A 15,324-nucleotide genomic window follows, 5' to 3' on the forward strand; every position below is an offset into this window, starting at 1 on the left:
GACGTGTCACCTTCCGGGAGCGACCCAGGTGACGATCACCGCGCCGGCCACGGACACCACCCCGGCGAGCGCCAGCCACCGCGCCCACTCCACCAGCCGCCAGATGGTCCGGGTGCGCCGCACCTCGTACCGCAGCAGGCGCTCCGGCTCCGAGCTGACCTGGACGCCGGGTCGGCCGTGCGCCGCGGTGACGCTCAGCCAGGACGCGGCGATCAGCGCCAGGAACCCGGCGGCGAGCAGCGCGACCACCGTCCACCGCGGACCGTCGGGCAGCTTGCTCAGATTCTCCTGCCCCTTGAGGACGAACACCGCCGTGAGCAGGCCCGTCAGCGACGACAGGAAGGTGCGGTAGCCCTCCGCCTGCTGAAGCGCGAGGCGCAGTTGCTGATGCGGGTCGAGCAGGGCGTCGCCCCGGCGGTCGGCGTCCCGCAGTTGCTCATCGGTGAAGGTCACGGTGTGCCCCCGCCGTTCGCCGTGAAGCCGGCGGGCGGAGCGGCGATCCTCAGCCATGCGCCGCAGCCGGATGGCACATCGGCAGGCCGGGGCATGTGCAGGCTCTCGCACCGGCACCGCGTGTGGTAGACACCGCGACCCGGGTCCTCGCGGCGGCCCAGGAACCCTCCCTTGCCGACGAGGGGCTGCCCGAATCCGTAGACGTGCGTCATGGGGCACCCGCAGACCGGGCACGCTCCCGTGGCGCGGTACTGGACGAGGTCCTCGTCCGACAGGTCCTCCCACTGGAAGGTCAGTACGGGCTCGTGACGGACGGTGCGATAGGCGACGGGCGCACTCACGGCTGGTCGGTCTCCTTTGCGGGGCGGTCCGGAAGCTTCAGCCCGAACAGGTCGGCGTAGCGGGTGAGCCGGTCGTGGACGGCGTCCTCGTCGAGGTCGGTCTCCTCCGCGCACAGTGCGATGTGGTCCGGATCGACCTGCCCCGACAGGGCGGGGGCCCGGCCGGTCAGCCGCTCGGTGAGCAGGATGACGTCCCGCCAGTCGGGGACGAGTTCGCTCTCGTCCTCCGCCTTCGGCGCCCGTACCTCGACGTCGAGCCCGAGACACCGGAAGGGGGCATAGCGCTCGTACGTACGCCCCAGGCTCCACCCGAACCGCCCGGCCACCAGCACCAGTTCGAGCGCGCCGAGCCGACCGGGCCCGAGCAGCCCCTTGTCGAACGCCGCGTGGTCGAACCGGTCGGGGTGGAAGTCCTCCAGGGCCTCGGCGTCGGGGCCGGTGAAGTCGCCGGGCGGGGCGGCGGCGCCGAGCGGGGTGAACCGGGCGAGGCGGGTGACGGTGGCGGCGAGAGAGTTCCTGGTGGAATCGGCGTGCTCCAAGAGATCGGAGAGGGAGAGTGCGGACTTGAAGCGAATGGGCCGCGAGCCGGCGGGCGCGGACGTCAGGGCGACCAGATCGGACGCGGAAGGGCGCAGGGGACGGATCTCGGGCGGCAGCTCCGTGAAAGTGAGAGGCAGCGCCGTGGACAGACCGGCCAACTGATCCACGACACGGCCCAGACGGGTGTCGTCCCGGGCGGCGAGGAGCATGACGTACGCGGGTGTGATGCCGTCGCGGTCCAGGTCGCCGCCGAATTGCGGGTAGACGTCGTCGGTGAGGGGGATGCCGTGCGGGAACGGGACCAGCAGCCGGTGCGGCAGGGTGATCTGTGCCGCGACGGCGTCGGCGTCCGTCCCGCGCCAGTCGATCACCCCGAAGGCGTCCAGATGCCGGAGGTCCTGGGCGAGGCCGTCCCGGTCCTGGTTGCGGGCGCGGCGGCTCGCGGCACCGGTCAACTCCCAGGGCATCAGCCGCTGACGCGGGGCGGACGAGGTGACGGGGATCCAGTCGGGCACGGACCAGGCCACGGCCGTCTCCGGAATCTCGGGAGCGCGGACCCCGGTGATCCGCGAGGTGGCGTTCATCCGCGCGGCCAGGTCACCGACTCGGGCTTTGAGCCGCTGGGACATGGTGAGGAACAACGGCACGGGGAGTTCGCCCTCCAGCCAGGGCGCTTCACGGTCCCCATCCGCGGAGAGCATCACCCGCTCTTCGTCCGTGAGCCCCCCGGCCTCAAGCGCGGCAGGCGTGGGAGGAGCGTCGAGCGTCAGACCGAACGGCGCCAACCGCTCGATGCGCAGGGCCAGTTCACTGAGTGAGAACGGCGGTTCCGCCCTGCTGAGGAGGTCGACGGGGCCCACGGCTCCGGCGCGCCACACACCACCGGAGTTCCAGGGAGCCCGCTGCCCCTTCTTGACCACCAACCGTTCGACCTCGCCCGTTGTCATCTTCTCGGCGGCGAGTGCGGGGTCGAGTTCCGGAGGGGGCGGCAGTGCGGGGTCCCACACCCTCAGACGGCCCAGGAGTTCGGCGGCTCGCCCCAACGTCAGGTTGTGCAGGGCGGACACCAGCGGCAGAGGTGCGTGCACCGCGGGCGTCCGTTCCCTGGTCCATCCGGTGTCCTGGCTCCGCAACGGCGGAGTGCCGCCCGCCGGGGCGGAGCGAGCGTCTTCGGCGAGATCCGCGTAGGCGGCGTACAAGTCGGCGGCCGGCCGATCGACCGTGTGCCCGTCCAGGGACCGGATGTCCCGCACCTCCGGCACCACGACGCCAGTGATCGCATGGCGGCGTATGGCCTGCAATGCTTTCCGCACGGACACCTCTGCCTGGGCGGACGCCTGGAGCACCGCGACCCACCCGGCGGGGGTACCTGTGAGGTACAGCAGGGCGTCGAGACCGCTGGGCGCCGGATATCCCTCGGGCGCGAAGTCCTCATGCCCCTGCTGGATACCCAGCCTGGTGAACCGCCAGCTCGTCAACAGCGCGCCCTCCGCACGCCGGCCGCGGCCCAGCAGGAGCGTGCGGTGCGAGGAGTGCAGCACCTGTGCGTCGTAGGGGAGGCACCCCACGGTGGCGAGTTCCAGCCGCCCCAGTCCCCAATGCTCTCCTTCCTCGTAGCCGAGCACCGCGACGGTCCGTTCGGGCAGAGCCTTCAGCAGGCCCACGGCGACGCGGGGTGCTTCTTCGGCCAGCCGCCACAGCCAGCGCAGGGACACCTCGGACATGCGTCGCGCCGCGTCCTCCACGAACTCCAGGAGTTCGTGGAGGACCAGATCCTTGTCGTACTTCAGAAGCTGGTTGCGGTCCACGCTCGGGACCGGGCTGTGCCGCTCGCGGAGGTTGATCACCCGTCCGTACACCTCCGGCCCCTTCGGGATGGCGACCCCGTCGAGGAGGAACTGTCCCTCGCCCTGCACCAGCCACGCGTCATGGCCCAGGGGCACGGGCTCCCCGTGCCACCCGTCCCGGTGCTTCAGTACGTCGGGTTTCCATGCGAACTCCCGCAGCACCCGCTCGTCCTCGTTCAACTCCACGGCATGCACGGGATGTTCGGTCACCCACAAAAGGGATCGCAGTGTCTCCACCAGAGACGGCCGTTTCTCGCCCTCGCGGGGCTCCGCCAGATACAGCCGCACCCGCGTCCCGCCGTCCTTGGGGACCTCGGAGTCGCGGCACTGGTTGATCTGGAGCAGCCCGGAACCCGACTGGATGTCGGCCCGCAGCGGCGGCTCCTTGCCCGCCCGGCCGTTCTGGTCGACGGCGTGCGTCCACACCACGACCTCCTCCGCGAGCATGAAGTAGCTGAACACGCCGATGCCGAAACGGGAGTTCATCTGCCGGTCCACCAGGCCCCGGCGCCGCCAGTTGCGCCGCTCCAGGACGAACTCCGGGTCCTGTTCGTAGCGTTTCCCGGCCCGCGCGAACATCGTGGTGAGCCTGGTCCGGGTCATGCCGGAGCCGTTGTCCTCGCACTCGATGTAGGGCCGGCCCTGGTGCGAGCCCTGGGTGAGGTGGATCTCTCCCTGCGTCCCGGAGGACCGGTCGCCGCCATACTTCCGCTGCATGTCGCGGTACCGGCACGCGTCGAGCGCGTTCTGGTACAGCTCCCGCACCGCGAGCATCCGGTCCCCGTACAACTGGGTGCCCATCAGCAGCGGGCGGATCTCGTCCTCGGCGAGCCGGAAGCGCTCCAGCGGCTCCTTGTACCGGCCGGGCAGCGCCCGCAGTTGCTCCGTCGTCACCCGGTCGGGCAGCCCCCGCAGCAGCGCATCGTTCACCGCGGGCTCGCGGAACTGCCGTACCGTCGCGTCGGCCTGGAGCGCCAGTTCCTCGACGGCCGCGTGCAGCGCGGGGTGGGGGCAGGTGAACCGGACGGCGAGACCGTACGCGTCCCGGGCGCGGCCCGCGGTGTCGTCGTAGTCGAGCTCCGCGCCGAGCGCGCCCACGACGTCCGTCGCGCGGAGCGGTTCGTGCGCGCCGAGGTGGTCGACGAGGACGCTGGAGAGCCGGCGCGGGTCGGCGGCGAGCAGCCCGGCCGTCCACAGCAGTTTCGCGAGCTGCTGTCCGCGCCACTGGTTGCCGCGCACCGGGGGGTACTTGGTCCAGGTGTCGTCGCCGTGCTCTGGGTCGTCGATACGAGGGCTGCGGCCGGGCTTGACCGTGAGGTGTCCGAGCACCTGGCGGACCTGGCTGTCGATGTTGCGCCGGGTCTCCTGGGTGCGCGGTCCGGCCGCCGGGTCGTCGGCCGCCGCTTCGATCGCCCGCACCACGAGGTTGATCACCTCGTCGACCAGCGGATAGTCGCCGGTGCGTTCCCACAGGCGGTCCCAGTCGGCGATGAACCGGTGCCGCAGCCAGTGGTCGGCCGCGGTCGTGGCGTCGGTGAGGGACCGCACTCGCAAGGTGTCGAGGGCGCGCAGGACGAGGGAGTGCGCGCGGCACACGTCACGTGCCGCGTTGCGGACCAGCCAGGAGTGGTCCCCCTCGCGTTCGTCCCGGCCGCGCGGACCCGGGTCGAGCCGTCCCGGCAGCAGCGTGCGGAGTTCGTCCAGGGCGATGGCGACGATGCCTTCGTGCACGATCGCCGCCGACAGCAGGCACGCCGTCTCGGCGGGCGAAAGCCGCTCGTCGCCCTGTGGCGCCGCCCGTGTCACCAGATCGGTGAGCCGGGTCTCCACCCGGGCGGGATACAGCGCGTCGGCCCACGGGTCGTCACGGTGTCCTCCGGTGCCGACACAACTGTCGGCGATCCAGTGCACCAGCTCGGTCAGACGGTCCTTGACGCGTTCGTGCGCGGCCGGGGTGCCGGACGTGTGGTCCCACAGCCCCGACTCGCGGATGGTCCGAGTCCAGTCGAGGGTCTGCCGTGAGCCTTCGCACAGGAGAGGGTCGCGGTGTTCCTCCTGCTGTGCCGGCACGGGCAGCACGGTGTCCACGCCGGGCGGCTCGACCTCGGGGTTCTGGTCCGCGATGCGCAGCAGTTCGCCCTGCGTGTACTGGGCGACCTCGTGGAACGTCGTCGGCGGCGACCCCGGCGACAGCGCCTTGGCCAGGGCGCGGGCGAACCAGCTTCCCTCCACCGGGTCGGCGTACGACCGCTGTCCGGCGCCGCAACTGTAGAGCCAGTACGCGTCGTGCTTGCGCGACCAGACGCCGTCCGGGGACCGATCGGGCTCCGGACTCGTCGTACGGCAGGTGTCGAGACAGACCACGGCCGTGACGCCCGGTGGCAGGGCGTCGAGGAGTCCACTCGGATCCGCCCTAAGGAGGGACTTCGCGAGAAGGCCGCGGCTGCCGTCGGGTGCGGGGCGGCCGGGCTGGCTGTCGGAGAGCACCAGGTGGTCGCGCCCGTTCACCGTCTCGCCGTGGCAGGAGAAGTAGAGGAACGCGGTGTCGCCGGGTTCGCAGGACGCCAGGAACTCGCTCACCCGGCCGGCCAGCGGGCCGCCCCCGGTGTCCTCGTGCTCGACGTCGACCGTGTAGTCCGAGTGCCCCAGCGCGGTCCGGATCAGCGAGACGTCGCACTCCGCGAAGTCGAGCCGGGGATAGCGCGCGGCGAGTTCGGGGTGCCGGGCCAGATACGGGGTGTCCTTGACGCCGATGAGCAGGGCGCGTCTGCGCCCTTCGGGCGGCGGCCCGTCCGGTACCGGTTCCACGCCTGCGGTCCCTCTCGTCGCCGGGAAGTTCGGGTCATCTTCCCAGAAGTGACGTGCGGGGAAACGGAGTTGGGGGCATGCCGTGACGTGTCCGGGGGCGGTCAGTTCACGTGGTCTACGCGGAAGGTTTCGCCGTAGACCTTCCACTCCAGAGGGGTGCGCAGGGTCAGGTTGCCGTCGTAGAGGAACTGGCGCTGGGCCGTGTCGATGCGGGTGGTGTCCTGGTGGCTCTTGTCGGACTTCATCGCCTTGCTGCGGACGTCCAGGAAGATGTCGAGGTACGTCTTCTCCTTGCCGCCGTCCGCCGGGGTGTCCGCCTCGGCCATCGCGGCCTCGCGCAGGCCGTAGAAGCCGCCGGGCTCCGAGCCGGGGCCGTGCAGGACCATCGCGTCGTAGTAGATGAACTGGCCCAGGGTGCCCAGGCCGTCGAGTTTCGCGAGGCGGACCGCCGGGTTGAAGTAGAAGCGGTCACGATCGGCGTCCTGGGCCGCGCGGAAGGCGGGGACCTCGGCCTCCTTCTTCCAGGCCGCCGTGAATCCCGGGTCCAGGCCCTCGTGCGAGTCGGTGCCGTCGACCGCGCGCAGGGCGGGGAGATAGCGGGCGAGGCCGTTGTCCGGGTGGGCCTTCGTATAGCGCTCGACCAGGGCCGACAGGTCATGGGTGCCGGTGCAGAACCCGATGATGCCCGCGGTGTAGCCCTGGCCGTCGCCTATGTCCTCGACATAGCCGTACTGCGCCTTCCAGTCGAGCGAGGAGTTCTCGGCGCTCGCGACGATCCGCTGCGCGAGTTCCTTCTTGTCGGGCGCTTCGAGACCCGGCGGGAGCGACTTCAGGTACGCGTCGTCCCGCTTCTTCTCGCTCGGTGTCCGGTCGTCCGGACGAGCCGCCCCGGTCGGCTTCCCGGACCCGTCTCCTCCGTTTCCGGCCCCGGCATCGACGACGGTCGAGTACAGGAAGACGCCTGCGGTGGCCAGGGGCGCGACGAGGAGGAGCAGCAGTCCGGGTCGTTTCATTTCGGCAGGATACGGGGGGCTTCGGCGGGAGTTGGCAGGGGACGGCGGGAGGACGGCGAGGGTTTGCTTTCTTGACATGTGACCTTCTGGTCACCTATTTTCGTTGGTGTGACCGATGGCGACCGCGTGTTCAAGGCGTTGTCCGATCCGACCCGCAGGCTGCTGCTCGACAGGCTCTTCGAGCGGGACGGGCGGACACTCACGGAGCTGGAATCCGATGTCGACATGACGAGATTCGGTGTGATGAAGCATCTGCGGCTCCTTGAGGAGGCAGGGCTCGTCGTCACCCGCAAGGCCGGCCGGGAGAAGCTGCACTTCCTGAACGCGGTGCCCATCCGGCTCATCCACGACCGCTGGATCGACAAGTACACCGAGCCGCAAGTCTCGGCGCTCGTCGACTTGAAGAACGAGTTGGAGACAGCCATGACGACCACCGAGAAGACCGGGACGACCGTGCAGGTGCACCGCGTCTTCATCAAGGCGACCCCGCAGGCGATCTGGACCGCGATCACCGACCCCGACTGGACCCGGCGCTACGGATACCGGGCCGTCGCCGAGTACGACCTGCGCCCCGGTGGCAGCTTCCGCGCCCTCGCCGGTGACGGCATGCCCGGCATGGCCGCGGACGCCTGCATGGTCGAGGGCGAGGTCATCGAGGTCGACCCGCCCCACCGCCTCGTGCAGACCTGGCGCCCGACCTGGATGGACGAGCCCTTCACCAAGCTCACGTACGAGATCAAGGAGGGCGAGAACGGCGTGTGCTCGCTGACCCTGACCCATGACGTGCGGGACGCACCGCAGACGGGTGCGCAGGTCGCGGGCGAGGCCGAGGGTGCCGGTGGCGGCTGGCCGGAGACGCTCAGCGACCTCAAGTCGCTGCTGGAGACGGGCGAGAGCCTGTACGCCTGAGCCTCCGGTTCCTGGAGGCGCCGGCTTCCTGGAGGCGTCAGCTCTTGGGTCGCCGGTCGCCCGGACGGTGGGGCCTGCGGCCCAGGAGTGCCAGGAACTCCCGGGTCGCCGGTGAGGGCGTGAAGCCGCTCGCCGTCGCCGCGTACACCTGCCGGGGCGGGATGTCGTCGGGGTGCAGCAGCGCCAGGGCGATGTCGGAGCGTACGGCGTCGGCGGCGAGCGAGGGGACCAGCGTGATGCCGACCCCGGCGGCCACGAAGCCCTGCTTGGCCATCCAGTCCCGCGCGACGAAACCGATCCTCGGCTGGAAACCGGTCCGCAGACAGGAGCTGATCAGGGTGTCCTCCGGCCGTGAACTCCCCGCGATCCACTCCTCGGCGACCAGATCGGCGAGCCGCACCTGCCGGGTCCCGGCGAGCCGGTGGCCGGGGGGCAGGGCCACGTACATGTAGTCGTCGCACAGCTTGCGCAGGTCGAAGCCGTCGATGTGGTGCGGCCCCGGATAGCTGACCACGGCGACATCGGCGTCCCCGGCGGCCAGGAGGGCGAGGAGTTCCGGCGTGAACCCCTCCCTGAGCGTGACCGTGACCTCCGGGTAGCTGCGGCGGAACGCCGAGACGGCCCGTGGGACGAGGGCCGCGTCGGCGGTGGCGAAGGCGCCCACGCGCAGCCGCCCGGTGGCCAGTTCGCGCAGATCGGCCAGGTCGCGGCGGGCGGTGTCGAGCCGGTCGAGCACGGCCTCCGCGTGGCCGAGCAGCCGCCGCCCCGGCTCGGTGAGCCGCACCCCGCGCGGCAACCGGTCGAACAGGGCCGTCCCGGCCTCGTCCTCCAGCGCGGAGATCTGCCGGGAGACCGCCGACTGCGTGTACCCGAGCGCGGGACCCGCGGCAGTGAACGACCCCAGCCGGGCCACCTCGACGAACACGCGCAGCAGAGGCGTGGACAGATCCCGCGCTCCGGGCGAGGAGACGGTTGAGGAACCAGGCGCGGATCTGAGCGTGTCATGCGAGGCGGGCATGGCATTCATGCTAGACATTCGCTTTTCACATCGCAAAGGGAGTGTCTAGCGTGGACGGCATGAACAGGGACGCCATGAACGTGGACAGCGCGAACACAGACACCGCAGGGGTCGCGGAGAACGCCTGGCAGACCAGGGACGTACGGGTCGCCTTCCTCGGCCTCGGCACCATGGGGGCGCCCATGGCGCGCCGGGTGCTGGCCGCCGGCCACCCGCTGACCGTATGGAACCGCTCCCCGGAGCGCTCGGCGCCGTTCGCGGCGGGCGGCGCCCGCGTCGCGGACACGCCCGCCGACGCCGTACGGGACGCGGACGTCGTCGTCACGATGCTCGCCGACCCGGCGGCGGTCCGCGCGGTGGTCACCGCGATCGCCCCCGCGCTGCGCCCCGGCGCCCGGCTCATCGAGTCGTCGACGATCGGCCCCGACGTGCTGCGCGAGGTCGCGGCCCTGCTGCCCGACGGCGTGACGCTGATCGACTCACCGGTGATGGGCAGCGCCGACCGGGCCGCGTCGGGGGAGTTGTCGCTGCTCGTCGGCGGCGACGCGGACGCGGTCCTGCCGCTCCTTGAGGTGTTCGGCACGGTGACGCGTACCGGCCCGGTCGGTACGGGAGCGGCCCTGAAGGTCGTCCTCATCAACGGCGTGATCAACGGCGTCGCCGTCGTCGCCGAGGCGATGGCCCTCGCGGACGCGCTCGGTCTGCCGGAGGAGTTGGTGAAGGGCGCGATGGCGGCGTCCCCGCTGGCGGGGGTCGCGGGCCGCGCGTTCGGACAGGGCGCCCACTACCCGATCCGGCTCGCGGCGAAGGACGTGTCGCTGGCCCTGTCCGCCGCCGGCACCGCACTGCCGGTCGCGAGTGCGGTACGGGACGAACTGCTCGCCGATCCAGGGGCGGCGGAGGAAGATCTCGGCCAGCTCGTCAAATACGTGCGGGCGACGGGGAAGTAGCGGGCGGCGACCGTCCTCGGACACCCTCCACCCTGCTGGGCCGCCCCCTCACACATCCCGCAAAACCGTCTCCCGGCACTCACCCGGCGTACCCCACGCATCCCTCAGCGGGCGGGCCTTCCGCAGCCAGAGGGAGAGGTCCAGCTCCTCCGTGTAGCCGATGGCGCCGTGGAGCTGGAGCGCCGTGCGGGCCGCCGTGTACGCGGCCTCGCCCGCCGCCACCTTGGCCGCCGCCACATCCGCCGGGTCCCGTGTCACCGCAGCGCCCAGCACCAGGGGGCGCGCGAACTCCAGGGCCAGCAGCGCATCCGCCAGCCGGTGCTTCACCGCCTGGAACGAGCCGATCTCCCGGCCGAACTGCCGCCGCTGACCCACGTACGCGACCGTCCGGTGCAGCAGCGTCAGCCCCACGCCCAGTGACTGGGCCGCCGTCAGCAGCCGGGCCCACGTCATGGCGCGGGACATCGCCTCCGCCACTTCGCCGCCGTGCGCCAGCGGTTCGCCGTCCGCCGCCACCCGGTACAGCCTCCGCGCCGGGTCGGCGGACGCTTCGGCCGGGCCGCCGTGCCCCGGCGCGATCGGCGCGATCCGCAGAGTGTCGCCCTCGACCGTGAGCACCGCGTCCGCCACCTCCGCGTCCAGCGCGAACGGCGACCCCGGCGAACGGACCGACAGCAGCGCATCGCCCGACGCCACCCTCGGCAGCCACACCTTCGCCGCGTCCGGCGCCGCGTCGGCCAGGAGGGAGACCGCCACCGCCGTCTCCACCAGCGGACCCGGTACCGCGTGGCGGCCCAACTCCACGTAGGAGATGGCCAGTTCGACCGGGAGCGGTCCGAGCCCGCCCTCGTACGCCGCCGGAACCGCCAGCGCGGGCACGCCCGCCTCCGCCAGCCGGGACCACAGCGCCCGGCCCGGTCCGTGGTCGCCCGCCGCCCAAGCCCTTACGGCGCCCGGTGTGTCGGCCGCCGTCAGCATCCGGTCCAGGGTGCGCCCGAAATCGCGCTGCTCCGGTGTCGCCAGGAACCCCATCAGCGGCGCCCCTTCGGCAGGCCGAGCAGCCGCTCGGCGACGATGTCGCGCTGGATCTCGTTCGTACCGGCGTAGATCGGTCCCGCGAGCGCGAACACGTACCCCTCCGCCCACCCGTCGCCGCCGTCCGCCACCTCGGCCGCCGGGCCCAGCAGATCGAGCGCCGTCTCGTGCAGCGCGATGTCGTACTCGGACCAGAACACTTTGTTCAGGCTCGACTCCGCGCCCATCGGCTCACCTGCGGCGAAGCGGGACGCGGCGGCCCGGGTGAAGAGCTGATACGCGCGGGCGCCGATCCGCGCGTCGGCCACCCGGTCGCGCAGCGCCGGATCGCGGCCCCCGTCCCGCCACAGCGCGGTCAGCCGGTCCGCCGCCGCGAGGAAACGGCCCGGCGAACGCAGCGTCAGACCCCGCTCGTTGCCCGTCGCCGACATCGCGATCCGCCAGCCCTGGCCCGGCTGCCCGATCACGTCCTCGTCGGGCACGAAGACACCGTCCAGGAAGAGTTCCGCGAACGCCGGCTTCCCGTCGAGACGCCCGATCGGACGGACCGTCACACCGGGCGCACGCAGGTCGAACATCAGATACGTCAGCCCTTGATGGGGCTTCGGCGCCTGCGGATCAGTGCGATCCGGATGATCCGTACGGAAGATGCCGAACGCGCGGTCGGCGAAGGCGGCCCGTGACGACCAGGTCTTCTGGCCGTGCAGCAGCCAGCCCCCGTCCGTGCGGACCGCGCGCGAGGTGAGCGAGGCGAGGTCCGAGCCCGCTTCCGGCTCGGACCACGCCTGCGCCCACACCACCTCACCTCTCGCCATCGGAGGCAGCACACGGGCGCGCTGCTCGGGAGTTCCGTGGTCGAAGAGGGTCGGTGCGAGGAGGTTGATGCCGTTCTGGCTGACGCGACCCGGTGCGGTGGCCGCGTAGTACTCCTCCTCGAAGATCAGCCACTTGAAGATGTCGGCGCCCCGGCCCCCGTACTCCCCGGGCCAGGACACCACCGACCAGCGGTCGGCGGCGAGGGTCGCCTCCCAGGCGCGGTGGAGGGCGAAGCCGTCCTCCGTCTCCAGCGAGGGCAGCGGTGCGGCGGGGACATGAGCCGTCAGCCAGGCGCGCGCCTCCTCGCGGAAGGCGTGCTCCTCCGGCGTGTCGTCCAGATCCACGCGCCACCCACTCCCTCCACCGACGACCGGGACCCCGCGGTGGTCCGCCGGTTCCCTAACAAGTGTTTGGTAGGTTAGCCTGACGGTGTGACAGACAACAAGCCGTCGTACGTCAATGGGCACGGCCTCCTCGACGGGCGCACCGCCGTCATCACCGCCGCGGCGGGCGCCGGCATCGGCGGGGCCACCGCCCGCCGGTTCCTGGAGGAGGGCGCCCATGTCCTCCTCAGCGACGCCCACGCGCGGCGGCTGACGGAGACGCGGGCGGACCTCGCGGACGCGTTCGGCGCGGACCGCGTCACCGCGCTGCCCTGCGATGTCACCGACGAGGACCAGGTCACCGCCCTGTTCGCGGAGGCCGGACGGGTGCACGGCGGCCTGGACATCGTCGTCAACAACGCCGGACTCGGCGGTACGGCGGACCTGGTCGACATGACGGACGACCAGTGGTCACGTGTCCTCGATGTCACGCTGAACGGCACCTTCCGCTGCGTACGCGCCGCCCTGCGGGGCTTCCGCGACAGCGGGCGCGGCGGGGTCGTCGTCAACAACGCGTCCGTCGTCGGCTGGCGCGCCCAGGCCGGGCAGGCGCACTACGCCGCCGCGAAGGCCGGCGTCATGGCGCTCACCCGGTGCGCCTCGATCGAGGCCGCGGCCTACGGGGTACGTGTCAACGCCGTGTCACCGAGCCTCGCCATGCACCCGCACCTGGTGAAGGTCACCTCCGCCGAACTGCTGGACGACCTCACCGCACGAGAGGCGTTCGGGCGGTACGCGGAACCGTGGGAGGTGGCCAACGTCATCGTGTTCCTCGCCTCGGACTACTCCTCGTACATGACCGGCGAATCGGTCTCCGTCAGCAGCCAGCATGCGTAGGCCGACAATGGACGGGTGCCCACGAACCACAAGAACCAGCCGAAGAAGCCCCCGGTGACCCCGTCGCCCGAGCGGCGCCGCGAACTGCTTGATACGGCCGCCGAGGTGTTCGCCGCGCAGGGCTACAACGCCACCACCGTCCGCAAGATCGCCGACGCGGCCGGAATGCTCGCCGGCAGCCTCTACTACCACTTCGACTCCAAGGAATCGATGGTCGACGAGATCCTGTCGACCTTCCTGGACGAGCTGTGGGACCGCTACGACGCCGTGCTCGCCGCCGGGCTCGGGCCCCGCGCGACCATCGAGGCGCTGGTCACCGAGTCGTTCCGGGAGATCGACCGGCAGCTCGCCGCCGTCGCGATCTACCAGAAGGAGGCGCGGCACCTGTCCGCGCAGCCCCGCTTCACCTACCTCGCCGACTCCCAGCAGAAGTTCGAGAAGGCATGGCTCGGCACGCTGGAGCGCGGAGTCGTGGACGGCTCCTTCCGCAAGGACCTCGACATCCGTCTGACGTACCGCTTCGTGCGCGACACCGTATGGGTCGCCGCGTCCTGGTACCGGCCGGGCGGGCACCACAGCCCCGAGGAGATCGCCCGCCAGTACCTGTCGATGGTCCTGGACGGCATCGCCGTACGGGAGACCCCTCAACACCGGGCTGAGCATGACCTGAGCACGACCTGAGTACCACCGGCAGCGCGCTGGGCGCGCACGAAGCGGAGGATCGGTCATGGCCGAGGCGTACATAGTCGAAGCGGTCCGCACACCCGTCGGGCGGCGCAGGGGCGGGCTCGCCGCCGTGCACCCCGCCGACCTGGGGGCGCATGTCCTCAAGGCCCTTGTCGAGCGGTCCGGCGTCGATCCGGCGGCCGTCGAGGACGTCGTCTTCGGCTGCCTCGACACGGTCGGGCCGCAGGCCGGGGACATCGCCCGTACCTGCTGGCTCGCGGCCGGACTGCCCGACGAGGTGCCGGGCGTCACCGTCGACCGGCAGTGCGGATCGTCGCAGCAGGCCGTCCACTTCGCCGCGCAGGCCGTCCTGTCGGGCACCCAGGACCTGGTCGTCGCGGGCGGCACCCAGAACATGTCCATGATCCCCATCGCGTTCGCGTCCCGGCAGGCCGCCGAGCCGCTGGGGCTCACCGACGGCCCCTACGCGGGCAGCGAGGGCTGGCGGGCGCGGTACGGGGACCAGCCGGTGAACCAGTTCCACGGCGCCGAACTCATCGCCACCAAGTGGGGGATCACCCGCCGCGACCAGGAGGAGTGGGCACTCCGGTCGCACCAGCGGGCGATCCACGCCGTCGACGAGGGCCGCTTCGCCCGCGAGACCGTCGCCTACGGTGACGTGGCCGTGGACGAGGGGCCGCGCCGCGACACCTCACTGGAGAAGATGGCGGGCCTGAACCCGGTGATGCCCGGCGGCACCATCACGGCGGCCTGCTCCTCACAGGTGTCGGACGGCGCCGCCGCCCTCCTCATCGCCTCCGAACGGGCCGTACGCGAACACGGGCTGACGCCCCGCGCCCGGATCCACCATCTGTCCGTACGCGGCGAGGACCCCATCCGGATGCTGTCCGCGCCGATCCCCGCGACCGCGCACGCGCTGAAGAAGACCGGTATGGGCATCGGCGACATGGACCTGGTCGAGATCAACGAGGCGTTCGCACCCGTCGTCCTCGCCTGGCTCAAGGAGACGGGCGCGGACCCCGACCGGGTCAATGTCAACGGCGGCGCCATCGCCCTCGGCCACCCGCTCGGCGCGACCGGGGCGAAGCTGATGACGACACTGCTGCACGAACTGGAGCGCACGGGCGGCCGGTTCGGACTCCAGACGATGTGCGAGGGCGGGGGGCAGGCCAATGTGACCATCGTGGAGCGGGTGTAGCGCCTGTTGTTGCGAAGTTGTGAACCGAATTCACAGGCAAAGGTGGTGAGTCTGATGTCAAAATGGCGCGCATGGGAACTCACACCGCATCGAACAAGCCACTGCGTCTCCTGGGCACCACGGCCGGGGTCTGCGCCGCCGTGGCCCTCCTGCCCGGGATAGCCGTCGACGGGGTCTCCCCCTACGTCGCGGTCTTCTTCGCCGTCGTCGTCTTCTCCGCCGCCAACCAACTGATCTACAGCTACCCGCACTCCATCAGAACCGCACCGCCGCTCGTGGTCCTGATCCTCACCCTGATCGGCTTCGTGCAGGACACGCTCCTGTGGCTGCTCGTCTCCTGGCTGGCCGGCACCATGGGCGGCGGCGTGGACGTCGACGGGTTCGTCGCCGCGCTCCTCGGCGGTATGATCGTCCGTACGGCCGTCCTGGTGTTCCTCGCCCTCGCCCCGACACCAGGCGCCACCGCCGCATCGGACTGACCGGAATGCG

General features: G+C 71.4%; 13 protein-coding genes. 6 read left to right on the forward strand and 7 right to left on the reverse strand.

Features of this window, described 5'->3' with window-relative positions; translation table 11 throughout:
• Positions 1-6: 6 nt before the first annotated feature.
• From ACIQNU_RS06830 to ACIQNU_RS06845, 4 genes are all read right to left on the reverse strand, one after another.
• Positions 7-453, reverse strand: coding sequence for a hypothetical protein (locus ACIQNU_RS06830; RefSeq protein WP_401361640.1), 447 nt, complete (start codon positions 451-453; stop codon positions 7-9).
• Positions 450-794: a hypothetical protein gene (locus ACIQNU_RS06835; protein ID WP_401361643.1), complete on the reverse strand. Its 345-nt coding sequence runs from the start codon at positions 792-794 to the stop codon at positions 450-452. The genes ACIQNU_RS06830 and ACIQNU_RS06835 overlap by 4 nt, the downstream gene beginning before the upstream one ends.
• On the reverse strand, positions 791-5,989 hold the full coding sequence (locus tag ACIQNU_RS06840) for a caspase family protein (protein WP_401361645.1): 5,199 nt from the start codon (positions 5,987-5,989) through the stop codon (positions 791-793). The genes ACIQNU_RS06835 and ACIQNU_RS06840 overlap by 4 nt, the downstream gene beginning before the upstream one ends.
• Before the next feature lie 101 nt (positions 5,990-6,090).
• Positions 6,091-7,002 carry a chitosanase gene (locus ACIQNU_RS06845; protein ID WP_401361648.1) on the reverse strand — a complete coding sequence of 304 codons (912 nt, stop codon included), beginning with the start codon at positions 7,000-7,002 and terminating at the stop codon, positions 6,091-6,093.
• Positions 7,003-7,110: 108 nt separating this feature from the next.
• Here ACIQNU_RS06845 and ACIQNU_RS06850 point away from each other — a divergent pair, with 108 nt between their 5' ends.
• A complete protein-coding gene (locus tag ACIQNU_RS06850) occupies positions 7,111-7,911 on the forward strand; it encodes an SRPBCC domain-containing protein (RefSeq protein ID WP_401361651.1) in 801 nt (266 codons plus the stop codon).
• A 37-nt stretch (positions 7,912-7,948) separates the two neighbouring features.
• Here ACIQNU_RS06850 and ACIQNU_RS06855 read toward each other — a convergent pair whose 3' ends face one another.
• Complete coding sequence (locus ACIQNU_RS06855; RefSeq protein ID WP_401361654.1) at positions 7,949-8,929, reverse strand: LysR family transcriptional regulator; 981 nt, start codon at positions 8,927-8,929, stop codon at positions 7,949-7,951.
• Between the two features lie 59 nt (positions 8,930-8,988).
• Between ACIQNU_RS06855 and ACIQNU_RS06860 the strand changes: the two genes are divergently transcribed.
• A complete protein-coding gene (locus ACIQNU_RS06860) occupies positions 8,989-9,879 on the forward strand; it encodes an NAD(P)-dependent oxidoreductase (protein ID WP_401361656.1) in 891 nt (296 codons plus the stop codon).
• A gap of 48 nt (positions 9,880-9,927) precedes the next feature.
• Here ACIQNU_RS06860 and ACIQNU_RS06865 read toward each other — a convergent pair whose 3' ends face one another.
• Together ACIQNU_RS06865 and ACIQNU_RS06870 are read right to left on the reverse strand one after the other, a co-directional pair.
• Complete coding sequence (locus tag ACIQNU_RS06865) at positions 9,928-10,911, reverse strand: acyl-CoA dehydrogenase family protein (protein ID WP_401361658.1); 984 nt, start codon at positions 10,909-10,911, stop codon at positions 9,928-9,930.
• Complete coding sequence (locus ACIQNU_RS06870; protein ID WP_401361661.1) at positions 10,911-12,074, reverse strand: acyl-CoA dehydrogenase family protein; 1,164 nt, start codon at positions 12,072-12,074, stop codon at positions 10,911-10,913. The genes ACIQNU_RS06865 and ACIQNU_RS06870 overlap by 1 nt, the downstream gene beginning before the upstream one ends.
• Positions 12,075-12,161: 87 nt before the next feature.
• Between ACIQNU_RS06870 and ACIQNU_RS06875 the strand changes: the two genes are divergently transcribed.
• The 4 genes from ACIQNU_RS06875 to ACIQNU_RS06890 all read left to right on the forward strand — a co-directional run bounded on the left by ACIQNU_RS06875 (position 12,162) and on the right by ACIQNU_RS06890 (position 15,314).
• A complete protein-coding gene (locus tag ACIQNU_RS06875; protein ID WP_401361664.1) occupies positions 12,162-12,950 on the forward strand; it encodes an SDR family oxidoreductase in 789 nt (262 codons plus the stop codon).
• A 54-nt stretch (positions 12,951-13,004) separates the two neighbouring features.
• Positions 13,005-13,631, forward strand: a complete 627-nt coding sequence (locus ACIQNU_RS06880; protein ID WP_401362514.1) for a TetR/AcrR family transcriptional regulator — start codon at positions 13,005-13,007, stop codon at positions 13,629-13,631.
• Between the two features lie 46 nt (positions 13,632-13,677).
• Positions 13,678-14,835, forward strand: a complete 1,158-nt coding sequence (locus ACIQNU_RS06885; RefSeq protein WP_401361666.1) for an acetyl-CoA C-acetyltransferase — start codon at positions 13,678-13,680, stop codon at positions 14,833-14,835.
• Between the two features lie 71 nt (positions 14,836-14,906).
• The gene (locus ACIQNU_RS06890; RefSeq protein ID WP_401361669.1) at positions 14,907-15,314 is read left to right on the forward strand and encodes a phage holin family protein; all 408 of its coding nucleotides are present in this window, start codon (positions 14,907-14,909) and stop codon (positions 15,312-15,314) included.
• The last annotated feature ends 10 nt before the right edge of the window (positions 15,315-15,324 follow it).

This window comes from Streptomyces sp. NPDC091292 (assembly GCF_044757265.1).
Taxonomy (GTDB): Bacteria; Actinomycetota; Actinomycetes; order Streptomycetales; family Streptomycetaceae; genus Streptomyces.

Coding starts and splice junctions, on each gene's coding strand:
- ACIQNU_RS06845 (WP_401361648.1), bottom strand. CDS start 7,002: ATGAAACGACCCGGACTGCTGCTCCTCCTCGTCGCGCCCCTGGCCACC.
- ACIQNU_RS06855 (WP_401361654.1), bottom strand. CDS start 8,929: ATGCCCGCCTCGCATGACACGCTCAGATCCGCGCCTGGTTCCTCAACC.
- ACIQNU_RS06860 (WP_401361656.1), top strand. CDS start 8,989: ATGAACAGGGACGCCATGAACGTGGACAGCGCGAACACAGACACCGCA.
- ACIQNU_RS06865 (WP_401361658.1), bottom strand. CDS start 10,911: ATGGGGTTCCTGGCGACACCGGAGCAGCGCGATTTCGGGCGCACCCTG.
- ACIQNU_RS06885 (WP_401361666.1), top strand. CDS start 13,678: ATGGCCGAGGCGTACATAGTCGAAGCGGTCCGCACACCCGTCGGGCGG.
- ACIQNU_RS06890 (WP_401361669.1), top strand. CDS start 14,907: ATGGGAACTCACACCGCATCGAACAAGCCACTGCGTCTCCTGGGCACC.